The sequence below is a fragment of the Streptomyces sp. NBC_00690 genome (genome assembly GCF_036226685.1).
In the GTDB taxonomy this organism is placed as follows: domain Bacteria; phylum Actinomycetota; class Actinomycetes; order Streptomycetales; family Streptomycetaceae; genus Streptomyces.
This window is the reverse complement of the sequence record NZ_CP109009.1, coordinates 2,704,170-2,722,066: the sequence shown is the minus strand read 5'-3', so window position 1 is coordinate 2,722,066 and position 17,897 is coordinate 2,704,170. Positions and strand designations below refer to the sequence as shown.

Below are 17,897 nucleotides of genomic sequence, written 5' to 3'. Positions count from 1 at the left end.
CGGTGCCGGTCACCGGCGGTTGCCGGTGGCGCAAGCCGGTCACGGCCGCGTACAGAGCATTCCGACTCACCGCTGATGGTGTGGCGGCTCACGGCTGCGGGTCAGTGCCGGATTTGCACCGGCTTCCCCCTGTACGGGTGTGATGACGACCTGCCTACTGTACCGGCGGTGACCCGGGGGGTGGAGCGGCCATCTCGGCTTCACGGGCAGCGGCGCCCCCATGCGCCCCGCCCGCACCGGCGAACCCGGATCGGGGTCGGGTTGGGGTCGGGTCGGGTCGGTCCATGGGGCCATGAGCCGGCCGCGCGCTGAGGCGAGGGGGCTGGAGGTCCGCCCCGGCATAGGGCACAGAGGCACGGGGGCAGGGTGCTCGGGTCTGGGGGCGACGGGGCGAGGTAGGCCCGGGAGGCAAAGTGTGACTGCGTGGGTAGCCGAGGGGTGATCGTCGCCCTCGGGCAGTGCGGCCGGTGGTCCGGCGGCGGCGGGGGATTCACCCGCCAGTTCAGGCCGACCTGTTCCGCCCGCCCGCCTTGGTGGCCCCGTCCGTCGTCGCCGGCTCGGACTCGGCCAGTTCGAGGAGTTGACACACCGTCTCGATGTCCGCCCGCACCTGTGCGATGGACGCCCGCCCGGAGAGCCAGGTGATCAGCGCGGCGTGCCAGGTGTGCTCCACCACCCGGACCGCGGAGAGTTGGGCGGCGGTGGGCTCGGCCACCGCCATGGCGTCCAGGATGATCGCCGTGGTCTGCTGCGAGACCCGATCCACCTCGGCGCTGACGCTGCGATCGGCGAAGGTCAGGGCACGCACCATGGCGTCCGCGAGCTGCGGTTCGCGTTGGAGTGCACGGAAGGCGCGCATCAGTGTCTCCGCGACCCGCTCGGCCGGGCCGGTCCCGGCCGGGGGACGCTTGCGCAAGGTGGTGTGCAGATGGTCGAGCTGGTCCTGCATGATCGCGACCAGTAGATGGATCTTGGACGGGAAGTACCGGTAGAGGGTTCCGAGGGCGACGCCGGACCTCTCGGCGACCTCCCGCATCTGCACCGCGTCGAATCCGCCCCGGCCGGCGAGTTGGGTACTGGCGTCCAGAATGCTGCGGCGGCGTGCTTCCTGGCGCTGCGTCAGGGAGGTGGGCGGGGGCCCGGGCGACTTGGCTGCGACTGTCATGTGTCCGTTCCATTTGTCCTGTTCGACGCACGTCCAGGGCGCACGGCCTGGCAGCGCTTTCGCCGTGGCGCGAATCACCTGATCCGGTCCTTACAGCGGGACTACCTGCGGGTAGATTCGAATCCTTGGACGATCAAGTCTGAAACTTGTTCTAGATTAGCGCCAGCGGTTACGCTCGCGCGAAACGCAGCCAGAAGGGGGCCCCGAGTGACCGCTGAGGCCATTGAGGCCGGCCCTCATCGGAGGCCCGACTCAGGGTCGGACTCGGGTGCGGGATCGGATTCCGGGCCCGGCCAGCACGTCGGTCAACTCGCCGCCGAACCGGCCGGCCCCGCCCTGCCGGCCACCTCGTCCTCCGGTGCCGCCGCCCCACCCGCTGCCCCCACGGTTCCCGACCCCGGCTCGGCCGCGCCCGGCACCGCCGCCGCAGGCCCCGGTGACAAACCGCTGCGCATCGCACTGCTCAGCTACAAGGGCAATCCGTACTGCGGCGGTCAGGGTGTCTACGTACGGCACCTGTCGCGCGAGTTGGCCCGCCTCGGGCACAGCGTCGAGGTCATCGGTGCCCAGCCCTATCCCGTCCTCGACGACGGAGTGGTGCTCACGGAACTGCCGAGCCTCGATCTGTACCGCAGCCCCGATCCGTTCCGCACGCCCGCCCGCGATGAATACCGCGACTGGATCGACGGGCTCGAAGTCGCCACCATGTGGACCGGTGGGTTTCCCGAGCCGCTGACGTTCTCCCTGCGCGCGGGCCGCCATCTGGCTGCGCGGCGCGGACAGTTCGATGTCGTGCACGACAACCAGACCCTTGGGTACGGGCTGTTGAGGGATCTCGGTGCGCCACTGGTCACCACCGTCCACCATCCGATCACGGTGGACCGCCGGCTGGACCTGGACGCCGCCGCCGACTGGCGCAGACGGGCGTCCGTACGCCGTTGGTACGGCTTCACCCGGATGCAAAAGCGCGTCGCCAGGCGGCTGCCCTCCGTGGTGACCGTCTCTGGGACCTCCCGGGACGAGATCGTCGAGCACCTCGGGGTCGCGCAGGAGCGCATCGGGGTCGTTCATATCGGCGCCGACACGGACCTCTTCGCACCGGACCCCACCGTCCCCGAGGTGCCCGGGAGGATCGTCGCCACCTCCAGCGCCGACGTACCCCTGAAGGGCCTCGTCCATCTCGTGGAGGCCCTGGCCAAGGTCCGCACCGAACACCCCGCGGCCCATCTGGTGGTCGTGGGCAAGCGTGCCGAGGACGGGCCGGTCGCCCGACTGATCGAACGGTACGGACTCGGTGACGCCGTCGAGTTCGTCAAGGGCATCTCCGACCCCGAACTCGTCGATCTGGTCCGCGGTGCGCAAGTGGCCTGCGTACCGTCGCTGTACGAGGGGTTCTCGCTGCCCGCGGCCGAGGCGATGGCCACCGGGACACCGCTGGTGGCCACCACGGGTGGCGCCATCCCCGAGGTGGCCGGGCCCGACGGACGCACCTGTCTGGCCGTCCCCCCGGGCGATGCGGGCGCGCTCTCCGCCGCGCTCTGCCGACTGCTGTCGGACCAGGCGTTGCGGGCCCGACTCGGTGAGGCCGGCCGACAGCGGGTGCTGGAACGGTTTACCTGGGCGAAAGCGGCCCAGGGCACGGTCGAGTTGTACCGGGCGGCGATCGCGAGGACCATCCGGTGACATCGTCCACCGGCCGGACGCCCCGATCCCGGCGGCCGTGCTCCGTACCCCTGTTGCCTCTGCCGTCCCAGCCGTTGTCGCCGGTCTCGTTGACACTGTTGTTGCCGTTGCCGTTTCTGCCGTCCTTGCCGCCACTGACCCCTCTCGACCGCGAAGGCTGGATTCCGTGCTGACCGTCGACTTCTCCCGGTTCCCCCTCGCTGCGGGCGACCGCGTGCTCGACCTCGGCTGCGGCGCCGGCCGGCACGCCTTCGAGTGCTACCGCAGGGGCGCACAGGTCGTGGCGGTCGACCGCAACGGCGAGGAGATCCGCGAGGTCGCCACCTGGTTCGCCGCGATGAAGGAGGCGGGGGAGGCACCCGCGGGCGCCACCGCCACCGCGATGGAAGGGGACGCGCTCCAACTGCCCTTCCCCGACGCCACCTTCGACGTCGTGATCATCTCCGAAGTGATGGAACACATCCACGACGACAAGGGCGTACTGGCCGAGATGGTCCGCGTCCTCAAACCGGGCGGGCGGATCGCGATCACCGTCCCCCGCTATGGCCCCGAGAAGATCTGCTGGACCCTCAGCGATGCCTACCACGAGGTTGAGGGCGGACACATCCGCATCTACAAGGCCGATGAACTGCTGGCCCGGATCGAGGAAGCCGGGTTGGTCACCTACGGCACCCATCACGCCCATGCGCTGCACAGCCCCTACTGGTGGCTGAAGTGCGCCTTCGGCGTGGACAACGACCAGGTCCTGCCGGTGAAGGCGTATCACAAGCTCCTCGTGTGGGACATCATGAAGAAACCGCTGGCGACCCGGCTGGCCGAGCAGGCGCTCAACCCACTGATCGGCAAGAGTTTCGTGGCCTACGCGACCAAGCCCCAACTGCCCCGGACCACGGCATGACCACCCCTCGGACCGAACACCTCGTCCTGCCCGGGGTGCTCACGGCCGAGCAGGCGGATGCGACCGTTGCGGGCGTGCGCGCCATCCAACGCGAGGACGGCGCGATCCCCTGGTTCCCCGGGCACCACCTCGACCCGTGGGACCACACCGAAGCCGCCATGGCGCTGGACGCGGCCGGTGAGCACGAGGCCGCGGCACGGGCGTACGGATGGCTCCAGCGGCACCAGAACCAGGACGGCTCCTGGTACGCGGCCTACCGGGACGGCGATGCGGAGCAGCCCGTCGACCGGTCCCGGGAAACCAACTTCTGCGCCTATCCCACCGTCGGCGTCTGGCACCACTACCTCGCCACCGGGGACGAGGGCTTCTTGGACCGCATGTGGCCGATGGTCTACGCGTCGGTCGAGTTCGTGCTGCTGCACCAGTTGCCGGGCGGTCAGATCGGCTGGAAGCGTGAAGCGCCGGAGGCGGGAGGGGCGCCGGTCACGGACGCACTCCTGACGGGCAGTTCCTCGATCCACCACGCGCTGCGCTGTGCGCTGGCGATCGCCGATGAGCGGGAAGAACCCCAGCCGGACTGGGAGTTGGCGACCGGCGCCCTGGAACACGCGATAGACCACCACCCCGAGCGCTTCCTCGACAAGAGCCACTACTCCATGGACTGGTACTACCCGATCCTGGGCGGCGCGGTCACGGGCGCCCGGGCCACCGCACGGATCGCCGAGCGCTGGGACGAATTCGTGGTGCCAGGACTCGGGGTGCGGTGCGTGCTGCCCAATCCGTGGGTCACCGGCGGCGAGAGCTGTGAACTGGCCCTGGCGCTCTGGGCGATGGGGGAGTCCGACCGGGCGTTGGACGTCCTCCAGTCGATAGCGCACCTGCGGGCGGACGACGGGATGTACTGGACGGGTTACGTCTTCGAGGGCAACCGCGCGATGTGGCCCGAGGAACGGACCACCTGGACGGCCGGCTCACTGCTGTTGGCGGTGGCCGCCCTCGGGGGAGATGAGGCGACCACCGCGGTCTTCGGTGGGGAACGACTGCCGCGGGGGCTGGCTCCGGACTGCTGCTAGGTGGTGCCGACATCCCGTCCGCCCGAAGACCGGGCGGGGGTGTGTCGGACACGGCCTGGCTTCCGGTGCCCACCCGGCCGGGCGGGCACCGGACGGCTCAGCGGCGGCGCAGGCTTCCGGCGACGGCGTGCCCGATGAACAGGTACACAACCGCGGCCAGACCGTACCCGGCGACCACGCGCGCCCAAGCGGCGTCGAAGGTGAACAGGTCGTACGACCAGCCCGCCAGCCAGCGGGCGGTGTCCTGGACGAACGCGACCAGGTCGTTGGCCCGGTTGGCGTCCAGGAGATACATCAAGATCCACAACCCCAGGATCAGGGCCATGACATCCGCGACGATCGCTATGACCGTCGCGGCCTGGTGGGTTCCACTGCGATGACGAGGACTCATAGCCCTCGTGTTGCCGCTTGTGCGCCTGTGAAACCCGCCTTCTTGTCATGTCCCCCCTGGCCTCCCCTTGGCCTCCCTTGCCCGGACCGTGTGTCTCCGGCCGGGTCAGCCCAGGCCCCTGTCCAGGCCGCTGCTCTTGTCTGCGTACATGCCCTGCCCGCCCGGGGCGGGCACCTGGAGGTCACCCGCACGGGCTCGCCCGAGTGGCGGAATGCGGCCGATCGGGTGACGCTGCCAGAACAGTCCCTCAGGGAGGTCTGCCGTGTTCCGACATCCGGTACGCCGCGCCCTGGCCGCGCTGGTGCTGTGCGTCGCACTGCTGGGCGGGGCCGTGGCCTGCGGTGACGACAACGGCTCCGGTTCGTCCTCGGCGTCGACATCACCCAGCTCCACCAGCTCGACACAGGCGCAGAAGTACGCCAAGACCAAGTTCGTCGCGAACGCCTCACTCGCGGCGGGTGCGATCTACCAGTGGATCGTCAAGCCCTACCGCGACGGAAGGTTCGCCAAGGGAGCGGACGGCCGCACTTTCACGTTGGTGAAGGCCGGGCTGGCAGGAGCCTTCGCATACAACCGGTTGCAGGCCGCGGTGAACAATGCCAAGGGCGATGAACTGCTGGCCAAGGCCGTCGCCCCCCTGACTGCCGGCATCGACTCGCTCAAGAACCTGGGAACCAAGATCCGGGACGGCGATGCGAGCGCCACCGACATCAACGCCTTCCAGGACGTCATCAACGATGTGAAGAAGGCGGGCCAGGACGCGGGGGTGAAGGTCACCGAGAAGGTGCCGAACCTCTCCCAGCTCGGGGGCGGCTGACCTGCCGCACGGATCGGGGCTGCCCTGCGGTCCGTGCCGTACGGCGCCGGCTTGGGGTACTCGTTCGATCGGACGCAGTGTGGAGCACCCGGCCGGCTCCTGCGGGGCTCAGAGCACCAACTCCGCCATCACCCGCAGCGTCTGGAGGTCGGGCGAGGTGAGCAGCAGGTCCGTCACCGGGCCGGAACGCCACAACTCAAGCCGCTCGGCGATGCGTTCCCGCGGCCCGACGAGCGATATCTCGTCCGCGAAGGCGTCCGGCACCGCGAGGACCGCTTCCCGACGGCGTCCCTGGGCGAACAGGGCCTGGATGTGCCGCGCCTCTGACTCGTACCCCATGCGCGCCATCAGATCGGCGTGGAAGGCACCGGTGGTGTGACCGGTGCCGCCGAGATAGGAACCGAGCATCGCCTTGACCGGGAGGAGCCCTTCCGAGATGTCGTCGCAGACCTGTGCACGGGCCATCGGGGCGACGGTGAAACCCTTGGCTAAGCCGGTCAGCGCCTCCTTGTGCACATCGGTGCGGAGCGGCGACCAGTACAGCGGAAGCCAGCCGTCCGCGATGCGGGTCGTCTGTGCGACGTTCTTCGGGCCCTCCGCGCCGAGCAGGATCGGAAGGTCGGCACGGAGCGGATGAGTGATCGACTTCAGGGGCTCTGCCCGGACCGTGCCGTCCTCGCCGGGGTGGGGATGGCGGTGGTAGCGGCCGTCGAGCTCCACCGGGGCCTCCCGTCGCAGCACCTGGCGGACGATTTCCACGTACTCCCTCGCCGCAGCCAGCGGACTTGCCGGGAAGGGGCGTCCGTACCAGCCCTCCACCACCGGGGGTTGCGACAGACCAAGACCGAGCATCATGCGTCCGCCCGAGAGGTGGTCCAGGGTGAGCGCGTGCATCGCGGTCGCGACGGGGGTGCGGGCCGCCATCTGGGCGACCGCGGTGCCCAGATGGATGCGTGAGGTGTGGGCGGCGATCCAGACCAGTGGTGTGAATGCGTCGGAGCCCCAAGTCTCGCCCGTCCACACCGAGTGGTAGCCGATGCGTTCGGCCTCGCGGGCGAGATCGAGATGGCCGGGGGTCGGTCCACGGCCCCAATGGCCGAGAGCGAGTCCCAGTCGCATGGCACCTCCGCTACCCACAAGGGTTTTTGACGAGGCGTCAGGCTATGTCAGCGGTTGGAGAACGGCAATGGCCCTCCACCCCTTGCGGGGCGGAGGGCCATCGGTGTTCGGGGCTCAGCCGCGCTGGATGCCCGTGGTGTCCTGGAGCAGACCGCGGCGGCCGTCCTGGGTCTGGGCGATCAGACCCTGGCCGCGCTGGTCGACGGCCAGGTACCAGGTGCCCGGCGCGAGTTCCGCGATCGGGGTGGGCGAGCCGTCCTCGCCGTACAGCGGACGGGCCACCGGCACCGCGAACCAGAACGGAGCGAAGTCGCCCCCGCCCTGGGCCGCGGCGGGTCCGTGCTGCGGCTGTCCACCGTATGAGGGCTGCTGGCCCTGCTGCTGGGGCTGCTGCGGCTGACCCTGCTGGGGGTAGGGCTGCTGCTGGGCTCCCGGGTAGCCGTAACCGGCCTGCGGCTGACCGCTGTAGGGCGCTGCGGGGGCCGCCGGCCGCGGGGCGCCGATCAGCGGAGCCTTGAGCGCGCCGATCAGCTGGTTGCCGACCGCACCCGCGGCCAGTACCAGTGCGGCGATGAAGCCGATGATCAGGCCCGCGCCCGCGTCGAAGGAGATCCCGCCGTCGCTCAGGGAACCGGCCGGGTCGAAGATCGCACCGAGCGCGGACCAGGCGGTGAAGACGGCCAGTACGAGTCCGATCTGGCCGAGTTCCAGACCGAGGACCTTCGGCGGCCGGGGCAACAGATGGGAGAGGACGATCAGCGCCGCACTGATGATGCCGGCCAGATAGACGCTGAGGAGCAGGGACCCGCTGTCCCAGGCGGAAATCTCTCCGCACGTGGCCTCGCAGTCGAACGTGCTGAGGAACGAGGCGATGAACAGCAGTACCGCTGCTCCGATCACCACGCCATCGCCTCGTGTGAGGGAGCGGATGTTCACGTAACGAAGTCCTTTGTCGGTCGTCTGTCGGTCATCTCAACGGGCGGTCATCGCTGCCGCTGGAGGAGGTTTGTGCAGCACATGGCTCGGGGGTGACGTGCCATCGTAGGGTGAATCTATCGTCTGCCCGATCAGGACGTCTGCCAGGTGATGGCACCCGCCTCTGATCAGCGGCCTGATCGAGACGCTATCGGAATCCGCGACCGGTGCGATGGAACAGTGGATCGAACACCCCTGTGGTGGCTGCGAACAACTCGCCGAACCCGGTGTGCCCACGGCGGTCCGGAGCGCAGTGCACCCCGGCTGAGCTGCTCATTTCACCAAGAAGTCCTGGAGTCCCGAGGCGATGCCCCGCGCGGCCGACTGCCGCCAGCGGGGGCTGGTCAGCAGGGCTGCGTCCTGGGCGTCCCGCATGTTGCCGCACTCGATGAAGACTTTCGGCACGGTGGACAGATTGAGCCCGCCGAGATCCGTACGGACGTGCAGACCGCTGCCGTTGCCGACGTAGTTCGAGCGGGCGCTGCCGGTCGTACGGGCGAAGCCGTCGGCGATGCGCTCGCCCAGCTCCCGGGAGGGGCCGATGATCCCCGTGGTGTCGGCCGAGCCGGTGGTGACCGGACCGGGCAGGATCATATGGAAGCCGCGATTGCCCCTGCCGGAGCCGTCGGCGTGGACCGAGATGACGGCGTCCGCCTTCGCCTCGTTGCCGCGGCGGGCCCGTTCGTCCACACAGGGACCGAAGGGGCGGTCGCCGTCATGGGTGAAGGAGACGCGGGCGCCCTGTCGTTCCAACAGCTTGCGCAGCCGTTGTGACACATCCCGGGTGAACTCGGCCTCCGTGTAGCCGTTGTTGGTGGAGGTGCCGGTGGTGTCGCATTCCTTGCGATGGGTTCCCGCGTCGACCAGCCGCCCGATCTCCTCGGGATGCCGGAAGTTGCCGGGATTGTGCCCCGGGTCGATGACCACGGTCTTGCCGGCGAGGCTGCCGCGCGCCTCGCGGCTGCTCGGTGCCGACGGTGCTTCGGCGTCGGCCGTCCGACCACTCGGTGACGGTGCCGGGGACCCGGATGCGACGCCCGCCGACGGCCCCTTCGCGTCGGACGGTTCGCCCGTGGACCGCGACAACAGCCAGCCCGTCAGCGAACCCGCCAGCAGGGCGACGATGCTGAGGGCGAGGGCGATCAGGACTCCGGAAGGCCGGCGGCGCCCGGGGGCGGCCGGCATGGGCGTTGCTGCGGTCTCGTCGTGCGGCACGTCGGCGATCGTAGGGCCTCTTTGACGGTTCCGTCCGGTTCGACGGGATGTCGTGGGCGCGTCGGACGCCGGCCGGGCCGGTTCGGGGGCTCCCGGTGCCGTGGCGTCCTGAAGGAGGGAAGTGCGGTTTTGCGGCAGGTCAGCCGAGCGGGCCGGTGCGACGCAGGACCCGCAGCGACTCCGTCACCGAGACCTCGGTGAACCCTCCCGACGCCACCGCACGGCAGTACACCCGATACGGCGCCTGTCCACCGTCCGCGGGATCGGGGAAGACATCGTGGATCACCAGCAGCCCGCCGTCCGCGAGGTGCGGCGCCCAGCCGTCGTAGTCGCCGCCCGCGTGCTCGTCGGTGTGTCCGCCGTCGATGAAGACCAACCCGAGCGGGGTCCCCCACAACCGTGCCACCTGCGGGGAACGGCCGACCACCGCTACCACGTGCTCCTCCAGTCCGGCTAGGTGCAACGCCCGACGGAACGTCGGCAGGGTGTCCATCCGGCCCAGTTCGGGATCGACGACCGAAGGGTCGTGGTACTCCCAGCCCGGCTGCTGCTCCTCGCTGCCCCGGTGGTGGTCGACGGTGACGGCCGTGACCCCGGCCGCCCGCGCCGCGGCGGCGAGCAGGATGGTCGAGCGCCCGCAGTAGGTCCCGACCTCCAACAGGGGCAGCCCGAGCGCTCCCGCCTCCGTCGCGGCCTCGTACAGTGCCAGCCCCTCGGAGACGGGCATGAACCCCTTGGTGCCGACGAAGGCGGCGAGGATGTCCTGCGCGGGTGCGGCAGCGGGGTCCTGCGCGGGTGCGGCGGCGGGCATGGGTGAGGATCCTCCTGGTCGTACGGGTGTTCTGGCGCTCATGCTGCCGTATCGCCCGTCCGGAAGAGCACGCGGGCGGCACCTGCACGGGCTCGCGGGCGGTGGTCCGTGGGCGTTCGGTACGAGGCGCCGTGGCTCAAGGCCGACTCTGACGCCTGCCGCCAGGGTCCACCGAAATCCGGATGTGCCGGCCGTCCGGCGGCTGGGACCATGGCATCCATGGCCCCAGCCCCCACAGACATCCAGCAGACCCGCATATCCACCCCCACCCCCCGCACCACGCGCACCCTGCTCGTCCTCTTCGCCGCCTGCGCCGGGCAGTTCCTCGTCGTCCTCGACGTCTCGGTCGTCAATGTGGCCCTCCCGTCCATGCGCGCCGACCTCGGGCTCTCCACCGCCGGCCTGCAGTGGGTGCTCAACGCCTACGCCATCGCGTTCGCCGGATTCATGCTCATCGGCGGTCGGGCCGCCGACATCTTCGGGCGCAAGCGAACCTTCCTCTTCGGCCTCGGTCTCTTCACCGTCGCCTCCCTTGCCGGTGGACTGGCCCAGGAGGGATGGCAGTTGCTCGCCGCCCGCGGCGTCCAGGGCCTCGGCGCTGCGGTGCTCGCACCCGCCACCCTCACCATCGTGACCTCGGCCGTCCCCGCGGGGCCCGCCAGGACACGGGCGATCGGCACCTGGTCGGCCGTGGGCGCCGCAGGCGGCGCGGCCGGTGGGTTCGTGGGCGGGGCGCTCACCGATCTGCTCTCCTGGCGCTGGGTGCTCCTCATCAATGTGCCGGTGGGGGCACTCGTCATCGCCGGCGCCGTCTTCTGGCTCACGGAGAGCCGGGAGAGCGTGAGCCGTCGTCTCGATCTGCCCGGCGCGGTCCTGGTGACCGCCGGACTGGCAGCGGTCGCCTACGGGATCGTCCAGACCGAGGAAGTCGGTTGGATCTCCGTCGAGACGCTGCTGCCCCTGCTGGGCGGTCTCGTGGTGTTGGGAGTGTTCGCACTGGTGGAGGCCAGGACCGCCGTCCCGCTGATGCCGTTGAAGGTGTTCCGGTCACGAGCGGTCACCGCGGCCAACGTCACGATGATGATCATCGGCTCGGCGTCGTTCACCATGTGGTTCTTTATGACGATGTACGCCCAGAACGTCCTGGACTACTCACCCCTGAAAGCGGGGTTGGCCCTCATTCCCAGCTCGATCGCCGTGGTGGTCGGCTCAACCCTCGCGCCCCGGCTGATGCACCGGGCCGGAGCGGCGAACATCGCCGTGATCGGTGCCCTGGTGGCCGCGACGGGTCTCGGCTGGCAGTCGACGATGACCGCCGACGGCGGCTACTTCATGGCGATCATGATTCCTGGTGTGCTGATGATGATGGGCATCGGCCTGTCGGCCACCCCGCTCGCCGCGCTGGCGATGGCGGGGGCGGGGCCAGGGGACGCCGGTCTGGTCTCCGGGCTGATCAACACCTCGCGCACGATGGGCGGCGCACTGGGCCTGGCGATCTTCTCGACGGTCGCTGCGTCACGCACCGGGGACAGTACGGCTGCGACCGATCTGACCGACGGGTACGCGCTCGCCTTCCGGGTGGGCGCCGGACTGCTGCTCGTCGGAGCCGCGCTGATGGCGCTGTGGCTGCCGCGCCGCGCGGACGCCAACTGACGTCCTGCGCGGGCAGTGCCCGGCCGGGGGCCATGCACATACTCCCGGGCGGTGCGCGGGGACCCCAGCAGGGGTCGGCAGCGACGGGCGGTCAGGGTTGCGGCTCCCCGTCCAACTCGCCTTTCGCCAACGCCGGATCGATGACCACCTCGCCGGTGAGCACCCTGCGCACCGTCCGTGCCAAGTCGTCCACCGGGCCGTCCTTCACCACGAAGCCCGACACCCCGGCGTCGAGTGCCCGGCGCAACTGGCCGGGACGGGATGAGGTCGCCAGGATCACCACTCGGCACTCCGGTACCTCTTCCCGCAGTGCCGCTGCGGCGTCCAGCCCGTTCAGCCCGGGGAGTTCGACCTCCAGCAGGGCGATGTCGGGCCGGGTCTCCAGCGCCGTCCGGACCACCTCGTCACCGCGTCCCACCTCGGCGATCACATGGAACTCCGGCACCAGCCCGAGGAGCAGTGCGAGTGCGCCGTGCTGCCCGCTGTCGTCCTCGGCGAGCAGGATGCGCAACGAGGGGGCGGGGCGATGGTCCCGCGGCATCTCTTCCACGGCGTCATCGTAGGTGCGGAAACGTCCGCGACCTGGGAGGACGCCTCCGGCATCACGCAGCGAACACGCACGTCGCCGCCGAGACCCCAGTGCCGAGACCACGCAGAACCGGGTCCGGTTCCCCCGCGCCGGAGCAGCGGGGGAAACCGGTTCCAGCCGAAGGGCCCTGGTCGAGGGCCCTCATTCCTCGTCAGCTCGTCGCCGCGCCCGATGACCCCTGGCGGCGGTGCTTGCCATGCGGTTCTGCTGCGGAGTCCTCCGCAGCAGCCGCCACCCCCCGGTGCTTTCCAGCGCCGTTGGCCGCAGACTCCGTCGCCTCGTGCGCAGGCGTCTCGATCGTGTCGGTTCCGGCTTTAGACATGTGGGACTGCCCCCCGTTGTAGTCGCTGAATGACTTTGAGGGCGAAAAGTCTAACCAGGACCGATGCGTCCACCGAGCGGTGCCTGCTGCAACGGGATCGGTCGGTAGCCGTCCGGTGCGCCCGGGACTCCACGGCCGGTGCTGGACGGGGCTTGCGCGACCCCTCCGGCGTCCGCGTTCCGCAGATCGCTGTCGAGCGCCTCGACCATCGTGCGCCGGCCGTCGGTGAAGACGCTCGCCGTGCCGATCCGGGCGATGGCGCACGGCATCGCCGGGGTCACCACCGGTAGCCCCAGCACGCCGTTCGGGTCCCACCACCCCGCACCGGTCAGCCAGCCGTCAGGCCCTGGCCGTTGGTGGAGTCGGCGCCCCTCGGGCCGCCAGACCCCGAGGTGTGCACTGCCGTCGCCGCCCCGGACGCACAACGCCACCGCGCAACGCTCCGGCGCCAGCGACCGCCCCGACTGGAGGGCGAAGGGGGTCACGGTCACTGCGGGATCCGTCGGCTGTAGGGACTTGGGGAATCGGATCGGCAGCCCGCTTCCCCACACGCCCCACCCGAGCCGGTCCCGTCCCGGCGCGTCCGACCGGATCAGCAGCAGTCCGCTGTCCGCGTCGGCCAGGAGCAACCGGTCCTCGCTGCCGTCGGCGACCTGGAGCAGCGGCATCACTTCGCCGCGGCGCCGCAGGTCCACGGCGATCGACTTGCGCGGACCCCCGTCCAACCGGCGATCGAGGGCCAGCATGCGCCCTTCGCGGTCCAGCCACACCCCTCCCGAGCAGTGTCCCGGTACGACGGCCAACTGCTCGGGACCGAAGGCGCCGTCCGTCACCAGCCAGATCGCGGAGACCCGTTCCCCGGGGGCGATCGCATAGACGCTGCGGCCGTCGGGCGCGGGCGGAAGCAGTACGAGGTCGGGCGTCTCGATCCCGCCGATGGGAAGCTCTCCCGTTCCCGGACCCGCGGGATACAGCAGCGAGAAGAGATGCCGCCCGGCCACAGGTCGCCGGATCAGCACCCTCCCGTCGGCGAGCGGCTGAAGGTCGGTACCCGCCTCCTCGGGCTGGGCCAGCGGCAGCGGTACGGCGTGCGGCGCGGACCCCCGGAGCGTCCATCGCTCGGGGAACAGGGCCTCACCCGCCCCCGCCAGCCGCGCCCCGTAGGCGCCGTTCGCCGTGATCGTGAACGCGCTCGACGCCGCTCGCGTACGAATTGCTTCCGGCGCCGTGTCCCGCGCGGCGGACTCGATGGCACAGGCTGTCATCGGTTCGTCACCTCCGGTCACGAAGCTAGATTTCGCACGCCCAACCGAACCTCACGAGTCCTCCTCGTTCACACAAATGGATGGTGGGAAGGCGAATCGCCGATGCCTGCGGAACCGTTTGTGCTCGGGCGGCGTCTGGATGCCTCCGAATGTCGCCCCGGCCGCTGCCCACTCTCCACAGCCCGCTGTCCACGGCCCTCCTGGGGGCTTCGCCCCAGGTCCGAAGGGCTTCGAGGAGAGGGCCCAGCGCTTTTTCGACGGTCCGAAGGTCCGTTCCCGAACCGAACGCGAACCCGATCTGATGCGTCCTGGCCCGCCAGCGTCCGACGGTCTCCCCTCAGCCCGGGCCCGACGGCGCCGACGAAGACGACGAAGACGACGAAGGACGACGATGGGCGCAGCCCTCCGCCGTGGGCGATGCACCCGCCGTCCTCCCGCCGCTCTCCAGCGCTCAGGAACCAGGGCCGCACCCGGCGCGGGTAACCTGTCTGCGTGCCCCGCCTCTCTGAAGTCATCGACGCCCTCGACGCCCTGTGGCCACCCGCGCGGGCCGAGCAGTGGGACGCCGTCGGCACCGTCTGCGGTGACCCCGGCGCACAGGTGCAGCGGGTGCTGTTCGCCGTCGACCCGGTCCAGGAGATCGCGGACGAGGCGGTCGACATCGGGGCCCAGTTGATCGTCACCCATCACCCGCTCTATCTGCGCGGTACGACGACGGTCGCCGCCGACCACTTCAAGGGCCGTGTCATCCACAGCCTGATCAAGAACGACATCGCCCTGCACGTCGCGCACACCAATGCCGACACCGCGGACCCCGGTGTCTCCGACGCCCTCGCGGGCGCCCTCGACCTACGGGTCGTGCGCCCCCTGGTGCCCGATCCCACCGATGCCTCCGGGCGCCGCGGGCTCGGCCGCATCTGTGAGCTGGACCACCCCCAGACCCTGGCGGAGTTCGCCGCCAGGGCCGCCGAGCGACTGCCCGCCACCGCCCAGGGAATCCGCTTCGCGGGTGACCCGGACGCCGTCGTGCACACGGTCGCCGTGAGCGGCGGCTCGGGCGACAGCCTCTTCGACATGGTGAGGTCAGCAGGCGTGGACGCCTTCCTCACCGCCGATCTGCGTCACCATCCGGTCTCCGAAGCCACCCAGCGCTCCCCGCTGGGCCTGGTGGATGCCGCACACTGGGCCACCGAATGGCCCTGGTGCGAACTTGCGGCCAGCCAGCTCGACGAGATCTCCGACCGACACGGTTGGAACCTTCGGGTCCATGTCTCGCGCACGGTCACCGACCCCTGGACCTCTCAACTCTCTTCACGTCTCTCTTCTCCTGGAGCCCCCAACTGAACGCCGCGCCCGCCGACCAGATCCGACTCCTCGACGTCCAGGCCCTCGACGTACGACTGTCGCAGCTCGCCCACAAGCGGCAGTCGCTGCCGGAGCACGCCGAGATCGACTCGCTCACCAAGGACGTCACCCAGCTGCGCGACCTGCTCGTCGCGGCGCAGACGCAGGAGAGCGACACCGCCCGCGAGCAGACGAAGGCCGAGCAGGACGTGGACCAGGTGCGCCAGCGCGCCGTACGCGACCAGCAGCGGTTGGACTCCGGCGCGGTCAGCTCCCCCAAGGACCTGGAGAGCCTCCAGCGCGAGATCGTCTCCCTCGCCAAGCGCCAGGGCGACCTGGAGGACATCGTCCTCGATGTGATGGAGCGCCGTGAGGCGGCGCAGGAGCGGGTCAAGGAGCTGACCGAGCGCGTCGCCTCCGTGCAGGCCAAGGCCGACCTCGCCACCGCCCGCCGGGACAGCGCCACACAGGAGTTGGACGACGAAGCCGCGGCGGCGACGAAGGAGCGCGAGACCATCTCGGCCGTCGTCCCGGCCGATCTGCTGAAGCTGTACGAGAAGCTCCGGGTCCAGCAGGGCGGAGTGGGCGCGGCACGCCTCTTCCAGCGCCGCTGCGAGGGCTGCCAGTTGGAGCTGAACATCACCGAGGTCAACGAGGTGCGCGCCGCACCCCGCGATTCGGTGCTGCGCTGCGAGAACTGCCGTCGGATTCTGATCCGCACCCAGGAGTCGGGGCTGTAGTGACCGCCGTACGGAAGTTCGTCGTCGAGGCCGACGGCGGCTCCCGGGGCAATCCGGGACCGGCCGGCTACGGTGCAGCGGTGATCGATGCGAGCACCGGCGAGACGCTGGCCGAGGCGGCCGAGTACATCGGGGTGGCGACGAACAACGTCGCCGAGTACCGCGGTCTGATCGCCGGTCTGCGGGCCGCGCACGCCTTGGCGCCTGATGCCGCCGTCCACGTTCGGATGGACTCCAAACTGGTCGTCGAGCAGATGTCGGGGCGCTGGAAGATCAAGCACCCCGACATGAAGCCGCTGGCCGCCGAGGCGGCCGGCGTCTTTCCGCGGTCGGCCGTCACCTACGAGTGGATTCCGCGGGCGCAGAACAAGCACGCGGACCGTTTGGCCAACGAGGCGATGGACGCGGGCAAGGCCGGCCGGCAGTGGGAGCCCGCGCGTTCCACGGCCGAACTCGACACACCGGCCAGGGTCGTGGGTGATGCGGCGGCCGGCGCAGCCAAAGCGCGTGCGGCCCTGTCGGGGCGCGCACCCGAGACCACCGGCGCCACGCTCGACGGGCCCACAGAGCCCACAGAGCCCACTGGGGCCACAGCGACCGCACCGGCCGCCGAGCCGGCGCCGCCACCCGTCGGCTGGGCTGCCTCCGCCGACCTCGGCGCCCCCACCACCTTCGTCCTGTTGCGGCACGGCGAGACCGCGCTGACGCCCCAGAAGCGCTTCTCGGGCAGCGGCGGCACCGACCCGGCCCTCTCCGAAGCGGGTCGACGACAAGCACAGGCCGTGGCATCGGCGCTGCTGGCCAGGGGCACCGTCCAGGACATCGTCAGCTCCCCGCTCCAGCGCTGCCGGGAGACGGCCCGAGCGGTCGCCGAGCGGTTGGACATCGACGTTCACATCGAGGATGGGCTGCGGGAGACGGATTTCGGCGCCTGGGAAGGGCTGACCTTCGCCGAGGTGCAGGAGCGGTACCCGGATGACCTGACGGCCTGGCTGTCCTCCGCGAAGGCCGCCCCGACGGGAGGCGGTGAGAGCTTTGCCGCGGTCTCCCGCCGCACGGTGTCCACCCGCGACCGGCTGCTGTCCCGGTACGCCGGGCGTACGGTCCTGTTGGTCACCCATGTCACACCGATCAAGACCCTGGTCCGCCTCGCACTCGGGGCGCCGCCCGAGTCGTTGTTCCGGATGGAACTCTCGGCGGCATCGGTGTCCGTCGTCGCCCACTACGCGGACGGCAACGCATCCGTACGGCTGCTGAACGACACCTCTCACCTGCGCGGTTGATGCACGGCTAATATCTCCCCGCGGCTGACACCTTCCACCTGCACGGGTGGCTCATGGCCGCGGTGGCGGGCCGGGTGCTTGCGGGCCGCCCGGACCCGCCGTGACCGGCCCGGGCCAGACCAACAGCACCGGGCAGGGCGCGTGGTCCACGACGAAACGGCTCGCCGGACCCAGGCTGTGCGGCCCCGGACGGGTGAGGTCGCCGTCCCGGGCCAGCACAAGCAGTTCGGCTCCGCTGGCTGCCTCCACCACCTCCCGCTCCACCCGGCCGGTGCGCTCCAGTCGGGTGCAAGGGAGAGCGAGTCGCTGCGCCGCCGCCGTCAGCAGCCGGTCGGCCGACTGCGCCGCCAGTTCGACCACCCGCTCGCCGGGGTCTGCCTCACGCTGGCCCCGCCCCAGCAGCCCGGCGTACGCACCCCGGGCCACCCCCGGCACCTGGGGCCCCGAGACGTGCAACAGGACGATCCCCGACTCGCCGACCCCGTACCGACGTACGGCATCCACACATGCCGGCCAGGTGCCTTCGACGATCCAGGCGACCACGGTCATGACCC

At 70.6% G+C, this 17,897-nt stretch carries 16 protein-coding genes, 1 pseudogene and 1 riboswitch; of the genes and pseudogenes, 8 read left to right on the top strand and 9 right to left on the bottom strand.

The features are described 5' to 3' along the window. Positions 1-56 precede the first annotated feature (56 nt). A riboswitch (cobalamin riboswitch) is annotated at positions 57-127 on the bottom strand. A 375-nt stretch (positions 128-502) separates the two neighbouring features. Further along, positions 503-1,165, bottom strand: a complete 663-nt coding sequence (locus OID54_RS12025) for a TetR family transcriptional regulator (RefSeq protein ID WP_329018061.1) — start codon at positions 1,163-1,165, stop codon at positions 503-505. 207 nt (positions 1,166-1,372) lie between these two features. Here OID54_RS12025 and OID54_RS12020 point away from each other — a divergent pair, with 207 nt between their 5' ends. The 3 genes from OID54_RS12020 to OID54_RS12010 all read left to right on the top strand — a co-directional run bounded on the left by OID54_RS12020 (position 1,373) and on the right by OID54_RS12010 (position 4,819). Further along, positions 1,373-2,848, top strand: a complete 1,476-nt coding sequence (locus OID54_RS12020) for a glycosyltransferase family 4 protein (RefSeq protein ID WP_329018058.1) — start codon at positions 1,373-1,375, stop codon at positions 2,846-2,848. A 166-nt stretch (positions 2,849-3,014) separates the two neighbouring features. Next, on the top strand, positions 3,015-3,746 hold the full coding sequence (locus tag OID54_RS12015) for a class I SAM-dependent methyltransferase (RefSeq protein ID WP_329018056.1): 732 nt from the start codon (positions 3,015-3,017) through the stop codon (positions 3,744-3,746). Further along, entirely contained in the window at positions 3,743-4,819 is a 1,077-nt protein-coding gene (locus OID54_RS12010) for a prenyltransferase (RefSeq protein WP_329018053.1), read from the top strand. The genes OID54_RS12015 and OID54_RS12010 overlap by 4 nt, the downstream gene beginning before the upstream one ends. Positions 4,820-4,916: 97 nt before the next feature. Here the strand turns inward: OID54_RS12010 and OID54_RS12005 are convergent, their stop codons facing one another. Beyond that, on the bottom strand, positions 4,917-5,210 hold the full coding sequence (locus OID54_RS12005; protein ID WP_329018050.1) for a hypothetical protein: 294 nt from the start codon (positions 5,208-5,210) through the stop codon (positions 4,917-4,919). 262 nt (positions 5,211-5,472) lie between these two features. Here OID54_RS12005 and OID54_RS12000 point away from each other — a divergent pair, with 262 nt between their 5' ends. After that, positions 5,473-6,027, top strand: a complete 555-nt coding sequence (locus OID54_RS12000; RefSeq protein ID WP_329018048.1) for a hypothetical protein — start codon at positions 5,473-5,475, stop codon at positions 6,025-6,027. Between the two features lie 108 nt (positions 6,028-6,135). Here OID54_RS12000 and OID54_RS11995 read toward each other — a convergent pair whose 3' ends face one another. The 4 genes from OID54_RS11995 to OID54_RS11980 form a co-directional block, all read right to left on the bottom strand. Continuing rightward, complete coding sequence (locus OID54_RS11995; RefSeq protein WP_329018045.1) at positions 6,136-7,146, bottom strand: LLM class F420-dependent oxidoreductase; 1,011 nt, start codon at positions 7,144-7,146, stop codon at positions 6,136-6,138. 114 nt (positions 7,147-7,260) lie between these two features. Continuing rightward, positions 7,261-8,082 (bottom strand): hypothetical protein, encoded by an 822-nt coding sequence (locus OID54_RS11990; protein ID WP_329018043.1) that lies wholly within the window; start codon positions 8,080-8,082, stop codon positions 7,261-7,263. Between the two features lie 312 nt (positions 8,083-8,394). Continuing rightward, the gene (locus OID54_RS11985; protein ID WP_329027443.1) at positions 8,395-9,306 is read right to left on the bottom strand and encodes an N-acetylmuramoyl-L-alanine amidase; all 912 of its coding nucleotides are present in this window, start codon (positions 9,304-9,306) and stop codon (positions 8,395-8,397) included. A gap of 169 nt (positions 9,307-9,475) precedes the next feature. Continuing rightward, on the bottom strand, positions 9,476-10,147 hold the full coding sequence (locus OID54_RS11980; RefSeq protein WP_329018041.1) for a class I SAM-dependent methyltransferase: 672 nt from the start codon (positions 10,145-10,147) through the stop codon (positions 9,476-9,478). A 219-nt stretch (positions 10,148-10,366) separates the two neighbouring features. On the opposite strand from OID54_RS11980, the gene OID54_RS11975 reads away from it, so the two are divergent. Continuing rightward, complete coding sequence (locus OID54_RS11975) at positions 10,367-11,800, top strand: MFS transporter (protein WP_329018037.1); 1,434 nt, start codon at positions 10,367-10,369, stop codon at positions 11,798-11,800. 94 nt (positions 11,801-11,894) lie between these two features. Here OID54_RS11975 and OID54_RS11970 read toward each other — a convergent pair. Together OID54_RS11970 and OID54_RS11965 are read right to left on the bottom strand one after the other, a co-directional pair. Beyond that, a pseudogene (locus OID54_RS11970) lies at positions 11,895-12,341 on the bottom strand (response regulator); the annotation flags it as partial. A gap of 420 nt (positions 12,342-12,761) precedes the next feature. Continuing rightward, positions 12,762-13,976 carry a hypothetical protein gene (locus OID54_RS11965; protein ID WP_329018033.1) on the bottom strand — a complete coding sequence of 405 codons (1,215 nt, stop codon included), beginning with the start codon at positions 13,974-13,976 and terminating at the stop codon, positions 12,762-12,764. A 492-nt stretch (positions 13,977-14,468) separates the two neighbouring features. Here OID54_RS11965 and OID54_RS11960 point away from each other — a divergent pair, with 492 nt between their 5' ends. The 3 genes from OID54_RS11960 to OID54_RS11950 are packed head-to-tail and all read left to right on the top strand — an operon-like array spanning position 14,469 to position 17,343. Next, positions 14,469-15,320, top strand: coding sequence for a Nif3-like dinuclear metal center hexameric protein (locus OID54_RS11960; protein WP_329018030.1), 852 nt, complete (start codon positions 14,469-14,471; stop codon positions 15,318-15,320). Then, complete coding sequence (locus tag OID54_RS11955; protein WP_329027441.1) at positions 15,317-16,060, top strand: zinc ribbon domain-containing protein; 744 nt, start codon at positions 15,317-15,319, stop codon at positions 16,058-16,060. The genes OID54_RS11960 and OID54_RS11955 overlap by 4 nt, the downstream gene beginning before the upstream one ends. Then, complete coding sequence (locus OID54_RS11950; protein WP_329018027.1) at positions 16,060-17,343, top strand: bifunctional RNase H/acid phosphatase; 1,284 nt, start codon at positions 16,060-16,062, stop codon at positions 17,341-17,343. Before OID54_RS11955 ends, OID54_RS11950 begins: the two co-directional genes overlap by 1 nt. 51 nt (positions 17,344-17,394) lie before the next feature. On the opposite strand, the gene OID54_RS11945 is transcribed toward OID54_RS11950, so the two are convergent. Further along, positions 17,395-17,892 (bottom strand): universal stress protein, encoded by a 498-nt coding sequence (locus OID54_RS11945; protein ID WP_329018024.1) that lies wholly within the window; start codon positions 17,890-17,892, stop codon positions 17,395-17,397. Positions 17,893-17,897 lie beyond the last annotated feature (5 nt).

Excerpts from the sequence above, each read along its gene's own strand:
- OID54_RS12010 (WP_329018053.1), top strand. The coding sequence starts at position 3,743 with ATGACCACCCCTCGGACCGAACACCTCGTCCTGCCCGGGGTGCTCACG.
- OID54_RS12005 (WP_329018050.1), bottom strand. The coding sequence starts at position 5,210 with ATGAGTCCTCGTCATCGCAGTGGAACCCACCAGGCCGCGACGGTCATA.
- OID54_RS11995 (WP_329018045.1), bottom strand. The coding sequence starts at position 7,146 with ATGCGACTGGGACTCGCTCTCGGCCATTGGGGCCGTGGACCGACCCCC.
- OID54_RS11965 (WP_329018033.1), bottom strand. The coding sequence starts at position 13,976 with ATGACAGCCTGTGCCATCGAGTCCGCCGCGCGGGACACGGCGCCGGAA.
- OID54_RS11945 (WP_329018024.1), bottom strand. The coding sequence starts at position 17,892 with ATGACCGTGGTCGCCTGGATCGTCGAAGGCACCTGGCCGGCATGTGTG.
- OID54_RS12025 (WP_329018061.1), bottom strand. The coding sequence starts at position 1,165 with ATGACAGTCGCAGCCAAGTCGCCCGGGCCCCCGCCCACCTCCCTGACG.
- OID54_RS11985 (WP_329027443.1), bottom strand. The coding sequence starts at position 9,306 with ATGCCGGCCGCCCCCGGGCGCCGCCGGCCTTCCGGAGTCCTGATCGCC.
- OID54_RS11980 (WP_329018041.1), bottom strand. The coding sequence starts at position 10,147 with ATGCCCGCCGCCGCACCCGCGCAGGACCCCGCTGCCGCACCCGCGCAG.
- OID54_RS11975 (WP_329018037.1), top strand. The coding sequence starts at position 10,367 with ATGGCCCCAGCCCCCACAGACATCCAGCAGACCCGCATATCCACCCCC.